Source organism: Streptomyces sp. NPDC048415, from assembly GCF_040651675.1.
In the GTDB taxonomy this organism is placed as follows: domain Bacteria; phylum Actinomycetota; class Actinomycetes; order Streptomycetales; family Streptomycetaceae; genus Streptomyces.
This window is the reverse complement of sequence record NZ_JBEZKJ010000069.1, coordinates 25,152-43,903: the sequence shown is the minus strand read 5'-3', so window position 1 is coordinate 43,903 and position 18,752 is coordinate 25,152. Positions and strand designations below refer to the sequence as shown.

The window sequence follows — 18,752 nt, the reverse complement described above, 5'->3', positions numbered from 1 at the left end:
GGGGCGCTGCCCCCTGGACCCCCGCTCCTCAAACGCCGGAGGGGCTGAATCTTGCCCCGGGCCTCAAACGCCGGAGGGGCTGAATCTTGCCCCTGCTGGGGCTCGGCCGGCCCCGGAAATACGCTGGGGGCCATGAGCCCTCGCGTTGTCGTGTACACCCGCACCGCCGCCTACCGGCACGCCTCCATCCCCGACGCCGTCGCCGCCGTACGGTCCCTCGGGGCGGCACACGGCTTCGGCGTCGACGCCGGCGAGGATCCCGGGGTCTTCGAGGCGCCGCTCGATGCGTACGCGGCGGTCGTCTTCCTTTCCACCAGCGGGGAGGTGCTGACGCCGCAGGGACGCGAGCGGCTCGCGGAGTACGTCGAGGGCGGTGGCGGGTTCGTCGGGGTGCATGCCGCCGCCTGTACCGAGTACGACTGGCCGTACTACGGCGAGTTGCTCGGGGCGCGCTTCGACCGGCACCCGGACTGTCAGCCCGGTAGGGCCGTCGTCGAGGACCGGCGGCATCCGGCAACCGAACACCTGCCACCCTTCTGGGAGTTCACGGACGAGTGGTACGACTTCCGGGCCAGCCCCCGCGGTGCGGTGCGCGTGCTCGTCTCCGCCGACGAATCCTCGTACGAGGGCGGCGGCATGGGCGAGGATCATCCGCTGGTGTGGTGCCGGGAACAGGGCAGGGGCCGGGTGTTCTACACCGCGCTCGGGCACGCCTCCCAGGCGTACGAGGACCCGGCCTTCCGTGCGCATCTGCTCGGCGGCATCACCTGGGCGGTGGGGCACTAGCCGGGTACCGGGCCCGTGCTCGACCGCTCCACCAGGCGGGTCGACAGCTCCGTGCGCGTACCCTCCGGCTGGTCGCCCGCCATCATCCGGACGAGCAGCCGCAGGGCCGCCGCCGCCATCTCGGAGAGCGGCTGGCGCACGGTGGTGAGTGCCGGAGTGGCCCAGCGGGACTCGGGGAGGTCGTCGAAACCGACCACGCTGAAGTCGTCCGGGACGCTCAGCTCCCTTTCGGCCAGGGCCTGGTAGGCGCCGAGTGCCATCTTGTCCGAGCAGACGAAGACGGCGGTGGGCGGTTCAGGGAGGTCGACTACGGCTCGACCAGCGGAGGCTTCGACCAGACCGGTTTCGGCACGTTGCTGTACGCCAAATAGGCATGTCCGCAGGAATACCGGGAGGTGATGTGATGCTCTGATGTGAACGCTTCGGAGCGGTGGGGAGCTGGTGGCCGGATGGCGGTGGACGCGGTGGACCCGGTTGATCGGACGAAGGACCCGGTGGTCGCCACCCCCTACGGAGCGGTGCGCGGCCGGTACGAGAACGGGATCGCCGTCTTCCGTGGCATCCCGTACGCGGCACCGCCGTTCGGGCCCCGCCGCTTCCGGCCACCGGTGCCGCCCGAGCCCTGGGACGGTGTGCGCGACGCGGGCGCCTTCGGGCCGACTCCGCCCAAGCCGCCGTACTCCGAGGCGTTCGCCCGGCTCCTGTCCGACCCCGTCGTGCCCGGCGACGACTGCCTCAATCTGAACGTGTGGACGCCGGAGCCGGACCCGGGTGCCCGGCTCCCCGTCATGGTGTGGATCCACGGCGGGGCGCTGACCCGGGGCTCCTCGGCCGTGCCCGTCTACGACGGACGCGCGTTCGCCCGCGACGGCGTGGTCCTCGTCTCCCTCAACTACCGCCTGGGAGTGGAGGGTTACGGCCTCTTCCCGGACGCGCCCGCCAACCCGGGGCTGCGCGACCAGCTCGCCGCGCTGGAGTGGGTGCGCGAGTCCATCGCGCGGTTCGGCGGCGACCCGGGCAGCGTCACCGTCTTCGGCGAGTCCGCCGGAGCCATCAGCATCGGCGCGCTGCTGGCCGCCCCACGCGCCCGGGGCCTCTTCCACCGGGCCGTGCTGCAGAGCGGGCCGCCCGAGGTGAGCGACCGTGACAAGGTGCGCCGCATGGTCCGCAGGATGGCCACCCGGCTGAAGGTCCCGGCGACGGCCGAGGCATTCTCCGCCGTCGACCGCGAACTGCTTCTGCGCACCCAGGCCGAGGTGAGCAGACTCAGCAGCCCGGTCCTCGGCGGTCCCGCCTTCGGCATCGTCGTGGACGGGGACCTGGTGCCGCGCGACCCGTTACGGGCGCTCGTCGAGGGCGCCGCGCCGGATGTCGGCCTCCTCCTCGGCTGGACCAGCGAGGAGTACCGGCTGTGGCTGGTGCCGGGCGGTCTGCTGGAGCGCGTCGACCGGCTCGGCCCGGTCGCGCTGGCCGGTGCCATGGCCCGCTGCCGCTGCGGCCACGAGGTGCCCCGCGGCTACCGCGCCCTCCACCCGGACACGGGAACCGCGGAACTCGTCGGCCAGATGGTCACCGATCACGTGCTGCGCGTCCCACTGCACCGCCTGGCCGACGCGCGAGGCGGCGAGTCCCCGGCATACGTCTACGAGTTCGCGTGGCCGTCGAACGTACCGGACCTCGGTGCCTGCCACGGCCTGGAACTGGGCTTCGTCTTCGACACCGCCGACGTACCGGAGTCGGCAAAACTCGCCGGGGAGGGCGCCCCGCGGGAACTCGCCGACGCGATGCACAGCGCGTGGGTACGGTTCGCGGTCGACGGCGACCCCGGGTGGGCCGCCTGGGACGCCTCCCACCCGGTCCGGGTCTTCGGCGCCGGTGAACCGCACACCGTCCACGGCCCACGCGACCGCGAACTCGCCCTGTGGGAGGCGGAGTCGGCCAAACCCGTCGGCGCTGCGGAGTCCACCCCGGCGGTGCGCCCGCCCACCGGTCCGCCCACGCGCACGGCACCGCTGTCCGCCGTACGGCGCTTGCGTCGCGCCGGCGGTGCCGGTCGGCCGTGACGACGTCGTCGAGGCGGGGATGAGCGGCGGCAGCCCTTCAGCGCCGTCGAAGCCATGCGCTCGACGAAGCCATGCCCTCGACGAAGTGCCCCTGCGCCACGGGGCGCCCAGCCAGAACGAGTCGGCCACCCACTGACCGATGAGCGTCCCAGCGACCCCCGGCGGCGTACGACGTGATGGCCGGGAGCGAGGCCGGCGGCCGGCACAGGTTCAACATCGCCGGATGAGCCCGGAATCCAAGCCGTCGGACGGCGCGGACGGTGAGGGCGGCGGGGTGAGCCGGGCGGCTCACCGCCCGCCGTCCTCCCGTCGCGCCACCGAGTCACGCACGACCACATGCGTGCCCAGCAGGAGGTGTTCGTTCGGGGCGTCCGGGGTGCGGCCGAGGGCGGTGCGGACGGCGAGGCGGCCGAGCTCCTCGTAGGGCACGTGGACCGTGGTGAGCGGCGGGTGGAGATCGCGGGCGAACGGGATGTCGTCGTAGCCCGCGAGGGAGACGTCGTCCGGGACGCGCAGGCCCGCTACGGGTAGGGGCGGCGGGAGCGAGGAAGACCCGGCGCTCACGCGGGCCGCAGCGTCTGTGCCACGCCCGTGATCGCCTCCGGTCCGACCCGGCAGCATCCCCCGACGAGGCGGGCACCCGCCTGCTGCCAGCCCCGCACCTGCTCCGCGGTGAAGGTGGAGCGGCCGGCCCAGGCCCGGGCCCCGGCGTCCCACCGTTCCCCGCTGTTCGGGTAGACGACGACCGGCTTGCCGGTGACGCGCGCGGCGGTGGCGATCGCTCCGTCCACGTCCTGAGGAGCACAGCAGTTCACACCGACCGCGATGATCTCGTCCGCGTCGGCGGCCAGGGCGAAGGCCTCCTCCAGAGGCTGCCCGGCCCGCGTACGGTCACCCTCGACGGTGTACGACAGCCACGCCGGCACCCCCAGCCCCCGCACGACACGCAGCAGCGCCCGCGCCTCGTCGGCGTCCGGCACCGTCTCCAGGGCCAGCGCGTCCGGCGCGGCGGCGGCCAGCACCTCCAGGCGCGGCCGGTGGAACCGCTCCAGTTCCTCGACACTCAGTCCGTACCGCCCCCGGTACTCGGACCCGTCCGCGAGCATCGCCCCGTACGGCCCGACCGACGCGGCCACCCACAGCGGCCGTGCGACGCCCTTCGCGTGCGCGCGCCGGGCGGCCTCCCGCGCCAACTCGACGCTCCGCCCGAGGAGTTCGGACGCCTTGTCGTGCGGGATGCCGCGCTTGGCGAAGCCCTCGAAGGTCGCCTGGTAGCTGGACGTGATCGCCACATCCGCGCCCGCCTCGAAGTAGGCGAGATGCGCCTCGACGATCGCCTCGGGCCGCTCCGCGAGCAGCCGCGCGGACCACAGCTCGTCGCTCAGGTCGTGCCCGGCCGATTCCAGCTGGTTGGACATGCCGCCGTCGAGGACGACCGGGCCGGCGGACAGGGCGTCGGCGAGGGTGCGGGTGGTGGTGCTGGTCATGTCCTGACGCTAGTCGATGCGGGCGACAGCGCCTTTTTCTGTCCATCACGTGAACATTGAGCCCACGATGTGGGACACGCACGGGATATGATCCCGCTCCTTCCACGTCCGATCACCCACCCTCGCCTTCCATTGCGGCCCCCCGCACTCCCGCCCCGGCCGTCACCGGGGAGCCGCGTGTCGCCGTCCGGCGCGTCGGCGCGTGCGCCTGCGCCGGACCAGCGGGACGGCGAGTGCGGCCACGAGCGGCGCGAGCGCCAGTGGCCACCAACTGTGCGTGCCAGCAGCGGTGTTGAGCGCCGCGGTGCGTTTCACGGAGGGGGCTGCGGAGGCGGACGGAGTTGTCGACCGGTGCTTCGACACGGCCTTCAGAGTCACGTCGTTGCCGTCGCCGCCGCGATAGCTGATCCGGTACGTCGTGTCGGCGAGCTTGATCTCGGCGCCCTCTCTCAGGCCGGTGAAGGCGCCGGTCGTCTTCGCGTGGCCGGTGTGGTCGAGCACCGTGATCTCACGCGCGGGGTCGGTTCCGGCGGCCGACAGGTCGAGGTCGCCGGCCAGGCGGACCGTGCCACCCGCCTTCAGGGGCTTGTCGCCGAGGACCAGTGTGCCCTTGGCGTGCTGCGTGTAGCCGCCGGTCACCGTGAGGGCGCCGGCGACCTCGCCGTCGCTCACCACAAAGCCCCCTACCGTGCCCTTGCCGGTGAGCGAGGTGGACACCCGCAGGGCTGCCGTACCGGCGTCGAGCCGCGCCCCGGCCGAGGTGAGCCGGATCGCCCTGCTGTGCGCGAGCGAGGCGCCCGCGGTCAGGGCGAGCGTGCCCTTCGTGACGGTCGTCGCCCCGGTGTACGTCACCTCGCCGCCCGACAGCGTCGTGGTCGCAGCGCCCGACTGGGTGAGCCCACCGCTGCCGCCAACACGGGAGAGGGTCAGGGGAGTTGTGGTGTTGCGGACGACCAGCGTGCCGTCGTTCACCACCCGCCGGCGTGCCGTACCCGTCATCAGCGAGCCGTCGCCGCCCCGTTCGCCCGAGCCCAGCCGCAGCACGGCTCCCTTCTCGATGGTGGTCGACCCGTCGTAGTACTGCTGGGCCGCGAAGGTGACGTCGTTGCCGCGCGTCCCCTTGATCACGACGTCCCCGGCGCCGGGCGCGGCCAGCGTGTCGTGGTACTTGCCGCCGCCGATGGGGGCGCCCAGTGTGACCGGCCCGTTGTAGGCGAACGTCAGCCGCGAGCGGCGTCCGCTCGCCTCGTGGAGGTTGATGTAGACGGTGTCCTTGGTGCCCGGCATGAAGATCTTGTGGGTCGTGCCGTCGCCCCATTGGACGTTCGCGCCCTCGATGTTGGTGCCCCGCTTGTTCAGGTCATGGGCGATCTCGCGCCAGTTGATGCCTGGGTCGCTGAGCGAGGGGCTGGTGTCGCCGCCCTGGTCGCTGTAGCTGTACTGGCCGGTGAGGACCACCTTGCTGCCGGGCCGCGTATGGACGTTGATGTCACTGCCGTACTCACGCTGGTAGAAGTTCTGGCGAATCGTGATCGTCTGGTACAGCGGGGTGTCGATGATCCAGGAGCCCTGGTTGAGGATGGCGCGGGCGTTCGGGAGCGCCACCGGGTACTCGGGGCGGCCCACCGCCATGCCCGTACCGTTGTCGATCACCCCGGAAAAGGGGTGGGTTCCGGCCAGGTCGAGGGTGCCCCACATGTTGCGGGGCTGGGTGACGAGGCCCGAGCCGCTGATCGTGCCGATGTTGAAGGTACGGGTCAGCGACAGGCGCAGCGTGCCGTCGACCCGGACGTTCAGCTGGTTGAGCTGGTAGCCCGGTGTGCTGTACGGGAAGTGGCCGATGAGGCCGGTGCCGCCGCCCGCGCCGTACTGCAGGGTCGCGCCCCGCTGCACGGTCACCGCAGGCGGATCGGGGTTGGCGACCGTCGTGTACGGGTGGTTGCCGCCCTGCGTCCGCACGGTCTGCCGCTGCCGGGCCCTGGGCAGCGTGAAATCGCTGTCCTTGGTCAGGATCAGCGTCCCGCCGCCGCGCACCGTGAGGGTGCCCTCGCCATGGAACATCCCGTCGTACGTCGTCGTCCCGGCCGGCACGGTCACCGCCGTGTCTCCGGTGAGCGTCACGTCCCGGCCTGCGAGCACGTCGGCCGTGACGTCCCGGGTCCCGGCGGCCGTCGCGGGGGGCGTGGTGAGCATGAGGGCGACCGCCGCGAGGACTCCGGCGGCGGCCGCTGACTTGTGGTCGATATGGCTGCGCACGTGTCGGAGACGGTCCGCACGCCCGCCGATAACAGAAACTTCGGCACGCTCTCGCCCGACCGGCCACGGACCAGCCTCTCGCGACCCGGGCTCCACTCCGCGCCGCGGAAAACCCGGACGTCCCGGAGGAGCGGAAGCCCACGGAGAGCCGCTCCGCCGCGGCGGAGCCGTACGCCGGGGGAGCCGTACGCCGGGGGCGCCGTACGCCGGGGGCGCCGTACGCCGTGGAGATGCCGGGCGCTGCGAAGGGGCGGGAGGCCGAGCGGGACCAGATGCCGGGGGTAGGTGCACGCCGTGGAGATGCTGGGCGTCCCGGAGAGGCGGGAGGCCGAGCGGGGCCAGATGCCGGGGGCAGGTGCACGCCGACGAGATGCCAGGCGTCCCGGAGAAGCGGGAGGTCGCGGAGGAGCCGTAAGCCGCGGGGAAGCGCCGCGGGAAGCCGTACGCCGCGGGGAGCCGGGCGCCCCGCCCAGCGGCCCGGCTCGTCGGCCGCACGCGCCGCGTTCCGCGTCACCGCCGCACCCGTGGCGGAGGAGCCGTACGCCGTGGGGAAGCCGTACGCCTCGAGGAGCCGGGTGCCCCGCCCAGCAGCCCGGGTCGTCGGCCGCGGCTGCACCCGCCGCGTTCCGCTTCACCGCCGCACCCGCGTCACCCTCCGCCCCACCCTCACCCCTCGAACCCCGTCTCCCGCGCCACCTTCTCCCACGCGGTGATCTCCGCGCGCTGTGCGTCGAGGTGACCGACCACGGCGTCGACGCCGTCGTCGCCGAGTGGCAGCCGCAGGGGGGTCTTCTCGGCGGCGAGGGCGGTCAGTACCGCCGCGACGCCCCTCGCCGGGTTGCCGGGCTGGTCGCCGTCACCGCCGGCGACGGCCTGGCGGGTCGGGCCGACCGTGTCCGCGTAGTCGGCGATCTCCTCGCTCGCGGTGGCGCCGCCCAGCAGGTTCGTGCGAAACGAGCCCGGCTCCACGATCAGCACCTTGATACCGAGCGGGGCGGCCTCGGCAGCCAGCGCGTCCGAGAACCCCTCGAGCGCGAACTTGGTGGCGCAGTACGCGGAGAACCCCGGGTACGTCATCTGCCCGCCCATGCTGCTCATCTGGACGATCGCGCCCGAGCGCCGTTCCCGCATGTGCGGAAGGACGGCGCGCACCAGGGCGGCGGGCCCGAAGAAGTGCAGGTCGAACAGGGACCGCAGCTCGGCGTCCGTGGTCTCCTCGGCGGCGCCGACATGGGTACGGCCCGCGTTGTTGACCAGGACGTCGATCCGCCCGTGCCGCTCGACCACATCGGCCACGACGGTGTCGATGCCCGCCGGGTCCGTGACGTCGAGGGTGAGTGCCTCGACCTGGTCGGGGTGGGCCGCCACCAGATCGGTCAGCGCCTCGGGCCTGCGGGCCGTGGCGACCACGACGTCGCCCGCCGCGACGGCCGCTTCTGCGAACGCCCGGCCGAAACCGCTGTTCGCGCCGGTGACCAGCCATACCTTGCTCATGTCCGACTCCCTCGTGCGTGTCCTGATCCCGATGTGTCGAGCTTCGCCGCACACCGGGTCGCCCGTCCAAGACCCTTCGTGATAACCAATGGTTATGGCCTTGGACGTTCACGGGCGGGACCTGCGCTATTTCGTCGCGGTCGCCGAAGACCTGCACTTCACGCGTGCCGCGGAGCGTCTCTTCGTCTCCCAGCCCGCGCTGAGCAAACAGATCCGGGCGCTGGAGAAGCAGTTGGGCGCGCAGCTGTTCGAGCGGGACCGGCAGGGCGTGCGGCTGACCGCGGTCGGCTCGGCCCTGCTGCCGTACGCGCGCCGCGTGCTCGCCGACTGGGACGCCGCCTCCGATGCCGTGGCACGGGCCAAGGCCGAGCAGCGGGCCACCCTCGTCGTCGGGATGAGCACGAGCCCCGGGCGCGGAGGTCTGCTGCCGGCCATCAGGTCCCGGTTCAGCGAGGCATGCCCGGCGGCCAAGGTCGAGCTGCGGCAGGTGAGTTGGGCGGACCCGAGCGCCGGGCTCGCGGACGGCTCCGTGGACGCGGCGTTCGTCTGGCTGCCGGTGCCGGACGAGGGGCGCTACGCGTGGGTGGTGGTGGCCGAGGAGCCGCGCCATGTCGCGCTGCCGGACACCCATCACCTCGCGCCCCGGCAGGAGATCGACTTCGGGGACCTCCTCGACGAACCCTTCATCGCCATCCCCCGGTCCGCCGGTGTGCTGCGTGACTACTGGCTCGCCCTCGACGCCCGCGCCCGCGCCGGACGCCCGGCGCGCATCGGCGCGGAGGCCGCCAACGCCGACGAGACGTACGAGGCCCTGGTGGACGGCAGAGGCGTCTGTCTGCTCGCCGCGGGCAACGCGCCCCTGCTCACCCGGGGTGGTGTCGTCACCCGCCCGGTGCGGGGCATCTCGCCGAGCCGGTTCGCCCTGGCGTGGCACGCGGACGACCGGCGCCCGCTGGTGCGGGCCTACGCGGAAGCGGCCCGGCTGGCCGCGGGCCGCCGCTCCGGCTGAATCGCCCGCTCTCCGGGAAGTTGTCGGTCTCGTCCGACCCGTTGACCTCCTCGTAACGCACCCTTACCTTTTCGACGTTCGGTATGGCAGATGCCGTACGAGATGTCGAACGTGAAACTCCTGTTGCCACGACTCTGAAGGAGAGTGCCTGAGATGAGACGTGTGTACGCGGTCCTCCTCGCCCTCTGTCTCGCGTGCGCCGGCGCTCTCGCGCTGGCAGGACCCGCCCAGGCCGCGCCCCAGACCATCACCAACGGCACCCAGTTCACGGACACTTCGGGTGTCGCCGTGCACGCGCACGGCGGCGGCGTCATCAAGGTCGGCAGCTACTACTACTGGTTCGGCGAGCACCGCAACGCCGACAACACCTTCCAGTACGTGGACGCCTACCGCTCCACCGACCTGAAGAACTGGGAGTTCCGCAATCACGTCCTGAGCCAGTCCAGCGCGAGCGAGTTGGCGAGTGCCAACATCGAGCGCCCGAAGGTCATGTACAACGCGTCCACCGGCAAGTTCGTGATGTGGATGCACAAGGAGAACGGCACCGACTACAGCGAGGCGCGCGCCGCCGTAGCCGTGTCGGACACGGTGGACGGCCACTACACCTACCAGGGCAGCTTCCAGCCGCTCGGCCAGTACATGTCCCGTGACATCACGGTCTTCGTCGACACGGACGGCACGGGCTACATGGCCTCCGCCGCCCGCGAGAACTACGACCTCCAGATCTACAAGCTCACCGCCGACTACACGGGCATCGAGGGCCTGGTCGCCGACCCGTGGCACGGCGGCCACCGCGAAGCGCCCGCCCTCTTCAAGCGGGGCGGGGTGTACTTCATGCTGACGTCGGCGGCGACCGGCTGGAACCCGAACCAGCAGCAGTACGCGACCGCCACGAGCATCGCCGGTCCCTGGACCGCCATGACGAATGTCGGCGACTCGACGGCGTACGGCTCGCAGACCGCGTACGTCCTTCCTGTGCAGGGGACTTCGGGCACCTCGTATCTCTACTTGGGCGACCGCTGGGGCAACTCCTTCGGCGGCACCGTCAACGACTCCCGTTACGTATGGCTGCCGTTGACCTTCCCGACCTCGACCACGATGTCGATGTCCTGGTCTCCGGAGGTCACGATCGACACGGCCGCCGGGACGATCAGCGGGACGAGTGCCACGTACAACACGCTGATCGCGCGGCACTCCGCCAAGTGCGCCGACGTGACCAGTCAGTCGCTGTGGCCGGGCGCCGTGATCAAGCAGTACGACTGCAACGGCGGCAACAACCAGAAGTACTGGTTCAAGTCCGTCGGCAGCGGCTACTACCAGCTGATGGTCAGGAACAGCTCCCTGTGCGTGCAGGAGAACTCCGCCACGGTCACCCAGGAGAACTGCGGCTCGGCCACCAACCAGCAGTGGTCGCTCACCACCACCGGCTCCTACGTCAACGTCACGTCCCGCGCGAGCGGCAAGTGCCTGGACGTGTCCGGCGCGTCCACCGCCAACTCCGCCGCGATCATCACGTACACCTGCAATTCAGGCACCAACCAGCAGTGGACCCGCGGGACATGAGCCAAGCGCTCAGTACGACGCACGCTGCCCGGCACCACCTCCAGGGTGCCGGGCAGCGGAGTTCAGGCCAGCAGGTCGATCGCGTCGATCGACGTGCCCGCGCTGAGGTAGCTCGTCGTGCCCGAGCCGCTGACCACGTCGATCTTCAGCACGTTGTACTGGCTGGTGTCGGTGAGCCACGCACTGGCCGGAACGCTGTACGTGAACGTGTGGTTGTTGCCCCGGTACGAGCCGACTGTCAGAGACCGGGTGCTGGGCTGTGTGGGCGGCGAAGGGATCGACGACACCCAGCTGTTGACCGTGACCTGCGGCCGGCCGTTCGCGTACGCCGTCGTCACCCCGATGCGCAGGGTGTGCGCGGCGGCGGCCTGGGCGGCGGTCAGCTTGAAGTACACCAGCAGCCCGCTGTTGACGTCCTTCCAGATGTATGCCGGGAAGGCCGAGGTCTCGCTGCCGCTGCCGATCACCACGTTCCCGGTCCACGACGCGGCCCGGATGTCGGAGGGATGGGCGTACGTCATCAGGTCCGCGTTCTTGAAGCCGCTCGGCGTGCCGTCCCAGGTGCCGATCCGCCAGATCGCGCTCGCGTTGCCCGGATCGTTGGAGGACGGGATCGCGATCGTGTTCAGGGTGGTCGTGGCGCCCGCCGTGACCGTCACCGAGGTGGTGTACACGGCGAGTTCGCCCTTGAAGACGGTGAGGGTGTACGTCCCCGGAAGGACGCCGGCGATGGAGTAGTAGCCGTCGGTCGCTCGGGCGGAAGCCCAGTACTGAGCAGCCGAGTTGGCGAGCCCGACGGTGTACGCCCGCGACGTGTCGCGGCCCGAGATGCCGACGCCCGCGACCTTGCCCCGGCCGCTCGCGGCGACGTACCCGGAGATGCCGAGCGAGTCCGCCCACGAGGTGGTCAGGGTGCCCGGGTAGAGGGACGAGGAGGGCGCGCCACCGTCCGTGAAGGCGATGACGTAGGGGCCCTGAAGGCCGAAGCGCTGGGCCTCGGTCTGGTTCTCGCCGTAGTAGAGGATCTCGTACAGGCCGCCGCCGTCCGCGCTCTGGTGCCGCAGCAGGGAGCGGTAGAACGGGCCGCCGGAGGCCTTCTCGTGGTTGCTGCGCACGATCCACAGGCCGACGCTGCCGGTGGTCCAGCCGATGTAGGCGTAGTCGCTGACGCGGAGCTTCGAGTAGTGCTTGGAGCGGGTCTGGCCGTCGGACTTCGCGAACACGTCGGCGGACTCGATGGTGGTGGGCGCGTAGGTGTAGGAGTCGGGCTCGTCGTTGAGGAACAGGCCCGCCTTGACGCGCACGATGTAGCGGGTGGCCGAGACCGACGCATCGGCCTTGTTGGTCCACAGGTAGACGTTGTTCTCGCCGCTGCGGGCGGCGTAGTAGTGCCTCAGCGTGCCGTACGAGACGGAGACGAGGATCGTCGAACCGGACTGCGCGATCGTCACGGTGGAGGTGCCGAGGCCCGACTCGACGTGCGAGTTCTTGCCGCCGTAGCCCTGGTACTCGGTTCCGCGGTAGACCAGCGAGGTGAGGTCGCCGTTGGTCTTGCTGACCTTGAAGACCAGGTTCGCGCCGGTGTCGATGACGTAGTTCGAACCGTCGTCCGTGTAGCCGAAGCTCGCCGCGCTCGCCGTCGTCGCGAGGGGACCGGCGAGGGCGGCGGAACCGGCCGCGGCGGCACTGCCGAGTACGAAGGTGCGGCGGCGGACCGGTCTGGGGACGGATCCGGACATGGGGGTGCCTCCTTCGGGAGGTGTGGGGGTGCGGGTGTCTCGCAGCGTGACAGTTGAATCGATTTCGCGAAAGGGCTTTCGCTCTCTGGTAGTTGGCATTCATGTGAAAACGGCTCGAGGGCTAGAAAGCGCTTGCCCATAGCGGTACGGTCCAGCGGCCAGGCCTTGTCCGTGACGGAGGAGCCCCACGTGAGACGTTTCAACACCGCCCTGCTGGCGGCGGTCGCGTTGAGCACCGCCCTGTCGGCCGTACCCGCCCAGGCCCATGACCGGCAGCGCACGCTCGGCATCGACAACTGCACCGGCACCGCCTGCCACTTCGACGTCCCGCCCGGCACGTACGACGTGAAGGTGCTCCTCGGCGGCGACGCCCAGTCGAGCACGAGCGTCGGCGGCGAGACCCGGCGATCCCTGCTCCCCGAGACCATCGCCGGAGCGGGCGAGCGGGTCGCCCGCGGCTTCACCGTGAACGTCCGCACCCCCGAGGGTGAGCCCACCGGTGCCGAGGGATCGCCCGGACTCGACCTGGTGATCGGCGGCTCGGCACCCGCACTCGCCGACATCGAGGTCACCCCCGCCCGGCACACCCGTCAGCTCTTCCTCGTCGGCGACTCCACGGTCTGCGACCAGCCCGGCGACCCGTACTCCGGCTGGGGCCAGCAGCTGCCGCAGTACCTGCGCAAGGGCGTGTCCGTCGCCAACTACGCCGACTCCGGCGAGAGCACGGTCACCTATCTGGCGAACCCGCAGCTGTGGGCCACCGTCCAGCCGCTGACCCGCCCCGGCGACCTGGTCCTGGTCCAGCTCGCCCACAACGACAAGACGACCGACGAGGCGACCTACCGGGCCAACCTGGAGACACTGGTGACAGGCATCCGGGAGAAGGGCGGCCGCCCGGTGCTCGTGACGCCCATCGTGCGACGCTGGTTCAACTCCGACGGCACCCTGAACAACAACACCGCGCTGCTGGTCAACGGCCTCGGCGTCGACCATCCGGCCGTGATCCGCTCGGTCGCGGCGGCGGAGGACGTGCCGCTGATCGACCTCACCGCCCAGACCAAGGCGCTCGTCGAATCCCTGGGCGTCGAAGGCTCCAAGGCGCTCTACCTCTACAACGAGAAGCGGGACAACACGCACACCTCGGTGCACGGAGCGACGGTGTACGCGGGTCTGGTCCGTGACGAACTCGTCGCCCAGCATCTGGTGCCGGAAGGCCTGGTGCGGGTGGGATGAACTCCTGGGGCGTCCCGACCGGAACCGGGGCGCCCCAGGCCTGCGCGCTGGAAGGAACGGAACCACCGATGGACCTGCCCCCCGACGACCCGACACTGAGCCCGTACACCGGCTACACGCGCGCCCACTGGGAGGCGGTCGCCGACTCCCTGCTCTCCGCGGTCGCCCCGTACGCCACCGACGGCGGCGCGCTCTACCACCTCCCGGGCGAGCACACGAGCTGGTCCGGCAGGCTCTCCGACGGCCTTGAGGGCTACGCCCGCACGCTGCTGCTGGCCGCCTTCCGTCGCGACGAGAAGGTCCTGGAGCGGTACGCGGACGGCCTCGCCGCCGGAACCGCCGGGGTGTGGCCCCGAGTCGAGCACCGCAGCCAGCCGCTCGTCGAGGCCGCGTCGATCGCCCTCGCGCTGCGGCTGACCCGGCCGCTGCTGTGGGACCGCCTCGACGACGGCGTCCGGCAGCGGGCCGCGCAGTGGCTCGGCGACGCGCTGACGGCCGAACCCTGGCCCTGCAACTGGGAGTTGTTCCCGGTGACGGTCGGCGGATTCCTCCAGGAGATCGGGTATGAGCGCGAGGCGTCGGGCGCCGCGATCGACCGGGGTCTGGAGCGCATCGAGCAGTGGTACGTCGGCGACGGCTGGTACACCGACGGCCCAGGCCGAGCCTTCGACTACTACAACGGCTGGGCCATGCACCTGTATCCGGTGCTGCACGCGTGGCTGGCCGACGACAGCCGCCTGCTCGACCTGTACGGCGGCAGACTGGAAGCCCATCTCGCCGACTACGCCCGCCTCTTCGGCGGCGACGGCGCGCCGATGCTCCAGGGCCGCTCCCTCACCTACCGCTTCGCCACCACCTCCCCGCTGTGGCTCGGCGCGCTCACCGGCCGTACGCCGCTGTCCCCGGGCGAGACCCGACGGCTCGCCTCCGGTGCCCTGCGCTACTTCCTCGACCGGGGCGCGCTCGACGAAGACGGCCTGCTCACCCTCGGCTGGCACGGCCCCGACGAGGCACTCCTGCAAGGCTATTCGGGCCCCGCCTCCCCGTACTGGGCCAGCAAGGCCTTCCTCGGTCTGCTCCTGCCGCCGGACCACGAGGTGTGGACGGCGCCCGAGGAAGTGGGCCCGACGGAACGCGCCGACGCCGTCACGCCCGTCGGCCCGCCCAACTGGCTCCTGCAGTCGACCCGTTCGGACGGACTGGTCCGCCTCCACAACCACGGCAGCGAGGACGCCCGCTACGACCCGTACTACACACGGCTCGCCTACTCGACGGTGACGTGGCCGTCGGAGTCGTACGACAACAGCGTGATCGTGGGTGACGACGCCGGCCGCACCGACATCGAGCCGCTCGGTGCGGGCGAGGGATGGGTGGCCTCCCGCCACACGGTGGCCGCGGGCATTCACGTCACCAGCCTCGTCGTCGCGCGGGGCGCGGTGGAGGTGCGCGCTCATCTGGTGGCGGGAGCGGCACCCGGGACACCGGTGCGCGTCACGGGCTGGGCGGCGAGTGACCACGTACGCTCCGAACTCCTCCCGGTGCACGGGCCATTGGGCTCGACGGAGGTGACAGGCGATGGCGCCGGCCTCTTCGTCGCCCTGGCCCGACTCACCGCCGAACCGGACCCCCTTCCCCTCAAGGAGCTGGTGTCCGTGAAGGTGGAGGGAGCGTACGAGCTGAGCGTGAGCTGGGCGTCGGGTCCGGCGGCGCGCTTCCTGTTCAGTGCGTCAGACGGGCGATCCGCAGCGTCGTCGTGGTCGGTGAGGCCCCTGTGAGCGCGCTGGTGCAGGACGGGCTGACAGGGGCGTAGGCCCAGGTCAAAGAGCCGTCCGGGAGAGCGGCGATGTCACCGGAGATGTAGGCCTGGACGACCATGTCCGCGCTCTGGAATGCACCGTTCCAGTAGATGAGACGCAGATGCGTGCCCGCGAAGGTGCCGGTGCAGGTGCCGTCCCCGCACTTGGCGTGCTTCAGGGACTCCTAGGAGAACAGGAGCCGGTCGTCGGTGACACTGCGGCCGGCCGGCGGTTGCCGCCGAGGACGCTTCAGCCGCCGGGGTTGCCGTCGGAGACGCCTCAGCTGCCGGGGTTGCCGTCGGAGACGTTTCGGCGGGCGCCGAAGTGTTGCGCGCCTAGCGTTGCGGCTATGAACGACTCCTCGCAGGGACGCCCGGACGCGGCCGTCGTCGCCATGGTGGACCATGTCCTCGACCTGGCGGCAACCTGGACCGCCTGGGACGGCAATCCCTTCCACGTCGACGACCGCGTCCACACCCCGCACAAGGCGATCCGTCGCGTCGCCGACCATCTGATCGACCACTTGGCCGGGTTGGAGGCCCGGATGGTGGGCGAGCAGCCGGTGCCCGACCACTGGCACGCGTCGGCGATCACCACGCAGGCGGATCTCGCGCCGTTCACGCGGGAGGACCTCGACGAGGCGCGTAGCCGTCTCACCCGGCTCGCCCGGACCTGGGCGAACCGGCTCGGCGCGCTCACCGAGGAGCAGCTCGACGACTCTCCGGGGGAGGGGTGGACGTTTCGGGAACTGGCCCTGCACCTGCAAGGATCGACGTACTACGCCGACGCCGTCGGGAGGCTCGCATGAGCACGCGAGAATTCGCCGCACTGCATCACACCGAGACACCCCTCCTCCTGCCCAACGCCTGGGACCATGCCTCCGCGGCGCTTCTCGCCGCCCAAGGGTTCAAGGCGATCGGCACGACGAGCCTGGGCGTGGCGGCCGCCGCGGGTCTGCCGGACGGCGAGGCGGCGACCAGGGACCTGACACTGAGCCTGGTCCGGCGGCTCGGCACAGGTCTCTACCTCCTGTCCGTCGACGCGGAGGACGGCTTCAGCCAAGATCCGCACGAAGTTGCCGAGTGGGCGCGCGAGCTGGCCGACGCCGGAGCCGTCGGCATCAACCTGGAGGACGGCCTCGGCTCCGCCGAGCTGCACGCCGCGAAGATCGCCGCCGTGAAGTCGGCCGTACCGGACCTCTTCGTCAACGCCCGGACCGACACCCACTGGCTCGGCGACGGAGACGAGCGGGAGACCGTCCGCCGCCTCGACGCCTACCAACAGGCGGGCGCCGACGGTGTGTTCGTCCCCGGCCTCACCGACCCGGCCCGGATCTCCGCTCTGCTGAAGACCCTCGACGTCCCGCTCAACATCCTCTACTCACCCGCGGGGCCGACCGTCGCGCACCTCGGCGACCTCGGCGTACGCAGGGTCAGCCTCGGCTCGCTCCTCTACCGCCGCGCGCTCGGCGCGGTCCTGGACACGGTGGCCGACATCCGGGACGGACGGCCGTCCGGGGGCAACACGCCGACGTACGACGACGTGCAGGCGCTCAGCGCACAGAGCCCCCAGCCCTAGCACCAGCGGAACGACCAGGTACACCCCGCAGAAGGCCAGCACGACGGCGACCAGCGCACTGCCCACGACCGCGCCGCGACGCAGCAGACTCCGCCGCGGGAGGAGCACCACCGCGGCGAGCATCCCGGCCAGCGTGACGGCGGCGAGACAGGCCGAGGTCGCCCGGAGCAGCACCTCCAGGCCGACCAGGCCGGGCGCGGCGGCGAGCAGTACGGCCGCGCACGCCCCCGCGAGCAGCAGCAGACTCCGCCGCACCGTCACCGGCCCCGGATCACCGGCGAGCGCCGCCCCCAGCCGCGCACCGCCCGCCAGATACGCGTTGACGGCACCGAAGGTCAGCAGTACCGCCGCCCCCGCGGCCACGCCACGGCCGTACGAGCCGATGCCACGCTCCAGGACGAGGGTGAGCGGTGTCGACGTGGCACCGGCCCGGGTGCCCAGGACGCCGATGGTCACCACGGCGAGGCCGAGGTAGAGGCAGGAGACAACAGCCCAGGCCAGCAGGGTCACACGGGGCAGATCGCGTTCCGGCGCCGCGAACTCGCCGGACAGATGGGTGATCGCCTCCCACCCCGCGAAGGCGAAGAACAGCACGCTCGCCGCGCTGCCGACCGAGGGCCAGCCGTGCGGGAGGAAGGGCGTGAAGTGCGCGGTCCGCAGGTGGGCCGCGCTCACCGCCACCGTCAGGCACAGGAGCAGGGCGAGCAGGAGCGCCATGAGCAGTTGGACGCGTCCCGACACGCGCAGCCCCATCAGATTGGCGCCCACCGCGGCGGCCACCACCAGCGCGGCCACCACCGGTGCGGTCCCGCCGTCCCAACCCGCCGCCGCGGACACGTACTCGCCGCCGATCAGTGCCGCGGCGGGCACACCGAGCGGGACGGCCCAGTAGAACCACCAGCCGACGGGCGCGGCGGCGCGTGCCCCGAAGGCCCGGCGGACGAACGCCGAGACGCCGCCGCCGTCCGGCTGGCGGGCGCCGAGCGCCGCGAACACCAGGGCGACCGGCAGGCTCAGCGCGATCAGCCCGGCCCAGGCCAGGACCGACGCGGGCCCGGCCGCGGCGGCGGCAGCGGAGGGCAGGGCGAGCACGCCGGGCCCCAGGACGGCTCCCATGCACAGGGCGGTGCCGGTACGCAGGCCCAGCCCCGTTCGTACGTTCGTCACCACGGCTCCCCGTCGACTGTTCGGAATCCTGGGCCGAAGGTAGACACAGCGAGCGATCACCGGGCGATACACCGAATTCAATTCGTCACAGTCGGCAGAATGGCGGCCATGGATGAACTTGATTCGGCGATCGTGGAGCACCTCCAGCGTGATGCGCGGCAGACCAACCGGGAGCTGGCCCGCAAGCTGGGCATCGCGCCGTCGACCTGTCTGGAACGGGTACGGGCGCTGCGCAACCGCGGGGTGATCACCGGCTACCACGCGGCCGTCGACCTGCGCGCACTCAACCGCCCGGTGCAGGCGCTGCTCTCCGTGCAGGTGCGGCCATTGAGCCGCGAGGTGATCGAGGGCTTCAAGCGGTACGCCGCCGAACTCCCGGAAGTCCTCTCGGTGTTCGTCGTCGCGGGCAGCGAGGACTTCCTCGTGCACGTCGCCGTACCGGACGTCGACCAGCTCCACTCCTTCCTCCTCGACCGCTTCAGCAAGCGACGCGAGATCGTCACCTTCCGCAGCTCGGTGATCTATCAGCACCTGAGCAATCCGGTGACTACTCCACTGGGCTGACGGCAGCACCGGCCCGC

Annotated in this window: 13 protein-coding genes and 3 pseudogenes; 9 read left to right on the top strand and 7 right to left on the bottom strand. The window is 71.5% G+C overall.

Going from position 1 to position 18,752, the window contains the following annotated elements; genetic code table 11:
* Positions 1-132: 132 nt before the first annotated feature.
* Entirely contained in the window at positions 133-786 is a 654-nt protein-coding gene (locus AB0D27_RS32880; protein WP_362516000.1) for a ThuA domain-containing protein, read from the top strand.
* Here the strand turns inward: AB0D27_RS32880 and AB0D27_RS32875 are convergent.
* A pseudogene (locus tag AB0D27_RS32875) lies at positions 783-1,097 on the bottom strand (substrate-binding domain-containing protein); the annotation flags it as partial. The gene AB0D27_RS32880 and the pseudogene AB0D27_RS32875 overlap by 4 nt on opposite strands.
* Before the next feature lie 138 nt (positions 1,098-1,235).
* On the opposite strand from AB0D27_RS32875, the gene AB0D27_RS32870 reads away from it, so the two are divergent.
* Complete coding sequence (locus AB0D27_RS32870; RefSeq protein ID WP_362515999.1) at positions 1,236-2,849, top strand: carboxylesterase family protein; 1,614 nt, start codon at positions 1,236-1,238, stop codon at positions 2,847-2,849.
* Between the two features lie 288 nt (positions 2,850-3,137).
* Here AB0D27_RS32870 and AB0D27_RS32865 read toward each other — a convergent pair.
* The 4 genes and pseudogenes from AB0D27_RS32865 to AB0D27_RS32850 form a co-directional block, all read right to left on the bottom strand.
* Positions 3,138-3,371: pseudogene (locus AB0D27_RS32865) on the bottom strand (substrate-binding domain-containing protein); the annotation flags it as partial.
* 38 nt (positions 3,372-3,409) lie between these two features.
* Positions 3,410-4,336: a homocysteine S-methyltransferase gene (gene mmuM / locus AB0D27_RS32860; protein ID WP_362515997.1), complete on the bottom strand. Its 927-nt coding sequence runs from the start codon at positions 4,334-4,336 to the stop codon at positions 3,410-3,412.
* Positions 4,337-4,498: 162 nt separating this feature from the next.
* Positions 4,499-6,592 carry an autotransporter gene (locus tag AB0D27_RS32855; protein ID WP_362515995.1) on the bottom strand — a complete coding sequence of 698 codons (2,094 nt, stop codon included), beginning with the start codon at positions 6,590-6,592 and terminating at the stop codon, positions 4,499-4,501.
* 666 nt (positions 6,593-7,258) lie between these two features.
* Complete coding sequence (locus AB0D27_RS32850; RefSeq protein ID WP_362515993.1) at positions 7,259-8,086, bottom strand: oxidoreductase; 828 nt, start codon at positions 8,084-8,086, stop codon at positions 7,259-7,261.
* Positions 8,087-8,180: 94 nt separating this feature from the next.
* Between AB0D27_RS32850 and AB0D27_RS32845 the strand changes: the two genes are divergently transcribed.
* Both AB0D27_RS32845 and AB0D27_RS32840 read left to right on the top strand, forming a co-directional pair.
* Entirely contained in the window at positions 8,181-9,095 is a 915-nt protein-coding gene (locus AB0D27_RS32845) for a LysR family transcriptional regulator (RefSeq protein WP_362515992.1), read from the top strand.
* Between the two features lie 153 nt (positions 9,096-9,248).
* Positions 9,249-10,658 (top strand): RICIN domain-containing protein, encoded by a 1,410-nt coding sequence (locus tag AB0D27_RS32840; RefSeq protein WP_362515990.1) that lies wholly within the window; start codon positions 9,249-9,251, stop codon positions 10,656-10,658.
* Between the two features lie 62 nt (positions 10,659-10,720).
* Here the strand turns inward: AB0D27_RS32840 and AB0D27_RS32835 are convergent, their stop codons facing one another.
* Positions 10,721-12,397 carry a rhamnogalacturonan lyase B N-terminal domain-containing protein gene (locus AB0D27_RS32835; protein WP_362515988.1) on the bottom strand — a complete coding sequence of 559 codons (1,677 nt, stop codon included), beginning with the start codon at positions 12,395-12,397 and terminating at the stop codon, positions 10,721-10,723.
* Between the two features lie 189 nt (positions 12,398-12,586).
* Between AB0D27_RS32835 and AB0D27_RS32830 the strand changes: the two genes are divergently transcribed.
* From AB0D27_RS32830 to AB0D27_RS32815, 4 genes are all read left to right on the top strand, one after another.
* Positions 12,587-13,630: a rhamnogalacturonan acetylesterase gene (locus AB0D27_RS32830; RefSeq protein ID WP_362515986.1), complete on the top strand. Its 1,044-nt coding sequence runs from the start codon at positions 12,587-12,589 to the stop codon at positions 13,628-13,630.
* Between the two features lie 68 nt (positions 13,631-13,698).
* Positions 13,699-15,405, top strand: coding sequence for a DUF2264 domain-containing protein (locus AB0D27_RS32825; RefSeq protein ID WP_362515985.1), 1,707 nt, complete (start codon positions 13,699-13,701; stop codon positions 15,403-15,405).
* A 370-nt stretch (positions 15,406-15,775) separates the two neighbouring features.
* Positions 15,776-16,234, top strand: a complete 459-nt coding sequence (locus AB0D27_RS32820; protein WP_362515983.1) for a hypothetical protein — start codon at positions 15,776-15,778, stop codon at positions 16,232-16,234.
* Positions 16,231-17,004, top strand: coding sequence for an isocitrate lyase/phosphoenolpyruvate mutase family protein (locus tag AB0D27_RS32815; protein ID WP_362515981.1), 774 nt, complete (start codon positions 16,231-16,233; stop codon positions 17,002-17,004). Before AB0D27_RS32820 ends, AB0D27_RS32815 begins: the two co-directional genes overlap by 4 nt.
* 15 nt (positions 17,005-17,019) lie before the next feature.
* Here AB0D27_RS32815 and AB0D27_RS32810 read toward each other — a convergent pair.
* Positions 17,020-18,171: pseudogene (locus AB0D27_RS32810) on the bottom strand (amino acid permease); the annotation flags it as partial.
* A gap of 108 nt (positions 18,172-18,279) precedes the next feature.
* On the opposite strand from AB0D27_RS32810, the gene AB0D27_RS32805 reads away from it, so the two are divergent.
* Positions 18,280-18,735, top strand: coding sequence for an Lrp/AsnC family transcriptional regulator (locus AB0D27_RS32805; protein WP_362515979.1), 456 nt, complete (start codon positions 18,280-18,282; stop codon positions 18,733-18,735).
* Positions 18,736-18,752: the final 17 nt, after the last annotated feature.

Excerpts from the sequence above, each read along its gene's own strand:
- AB0D27_RS32840 (WP_362515990.1), top strand. The coding sequence starts at position 9,249 with ATGAGACGTGTGTACGCGGTCCTCCTCGCCCTCTGTCTCGCGTGCGCC.
- AB0D27_RS32880 (WP_362516000.1), top strand. The coding sequence starts at position 133 with ATGAGCCCTCGCGTTGTCGTGTACACCCGCACCGCCGCCTACCGGCAC.
- AB0D27_RS32845 (WP_362515992.1), top strand. The coding sequence starts at position 8,181 with ATGGCCTTGGACGTTCACGGGCGGGACCTGCGCTATTTCGTCGCGGTC.
- AB0D27_RS32850 (WP_362515993.1), bottom strand. The coding sequence starts at position 8,086 with ATGAGCAAGGTATGGCTGGTCACCGGCGCGAACAGCGGTTTCGGCCGG.
- AB0D27_RS32805 (WP_362515979.1), top strand. The coding sequence starts at position 18,280 with ATGGATGAACTTGATTCGGCGATCGTGGAGCACCTCCAGCGTGATGCG.
- AB0D27_RS32820 (WP_362515983.1), top strand. The coding sequence starts at position 15,776 with ATGAACGACTCCTCGCAGGGACGCCCGGACGCGGCCGTCGTCGCCATG.
- mmuM (WP_362515997.1), bottom strand. The coding sequence starts at position 4,336 with ATGACCAGCACCACCACCCGCACCCTCGCCGACGCCCTGTCCGCCGGC.
- AB0D27_RS32825 (WP_362515985.1), top strand. The coding sequence starts at position 13,699 with ATGGACCTGCCCCCCGACGACCCGACACTGAGCCCGTACACCGGCTAC.
- AB0D27_RS32870 (WP_362515999.1), top strand. The coding sequence starts at position 1,236 with ATGGCGGTGGACGCGGTGGACCCGGTTGATCGGACGAAGGACCCGGTG.
- AB0D27_RS32835 (WP_362515988.1), bottom strand. The coding sequence starts at position 12,397 with ATGTCCGGATCCGTCCCCAGACCGGTCCGCCGCCGCACCTTCGTACTC.
- AB0D27_RS32815 (WP_362515981.1), top strand. The coding sequence starts at position 16,231 with ATGAGCACGCGAGAATTCGCCGCACTGCATCACACCGAGACACCCCTC.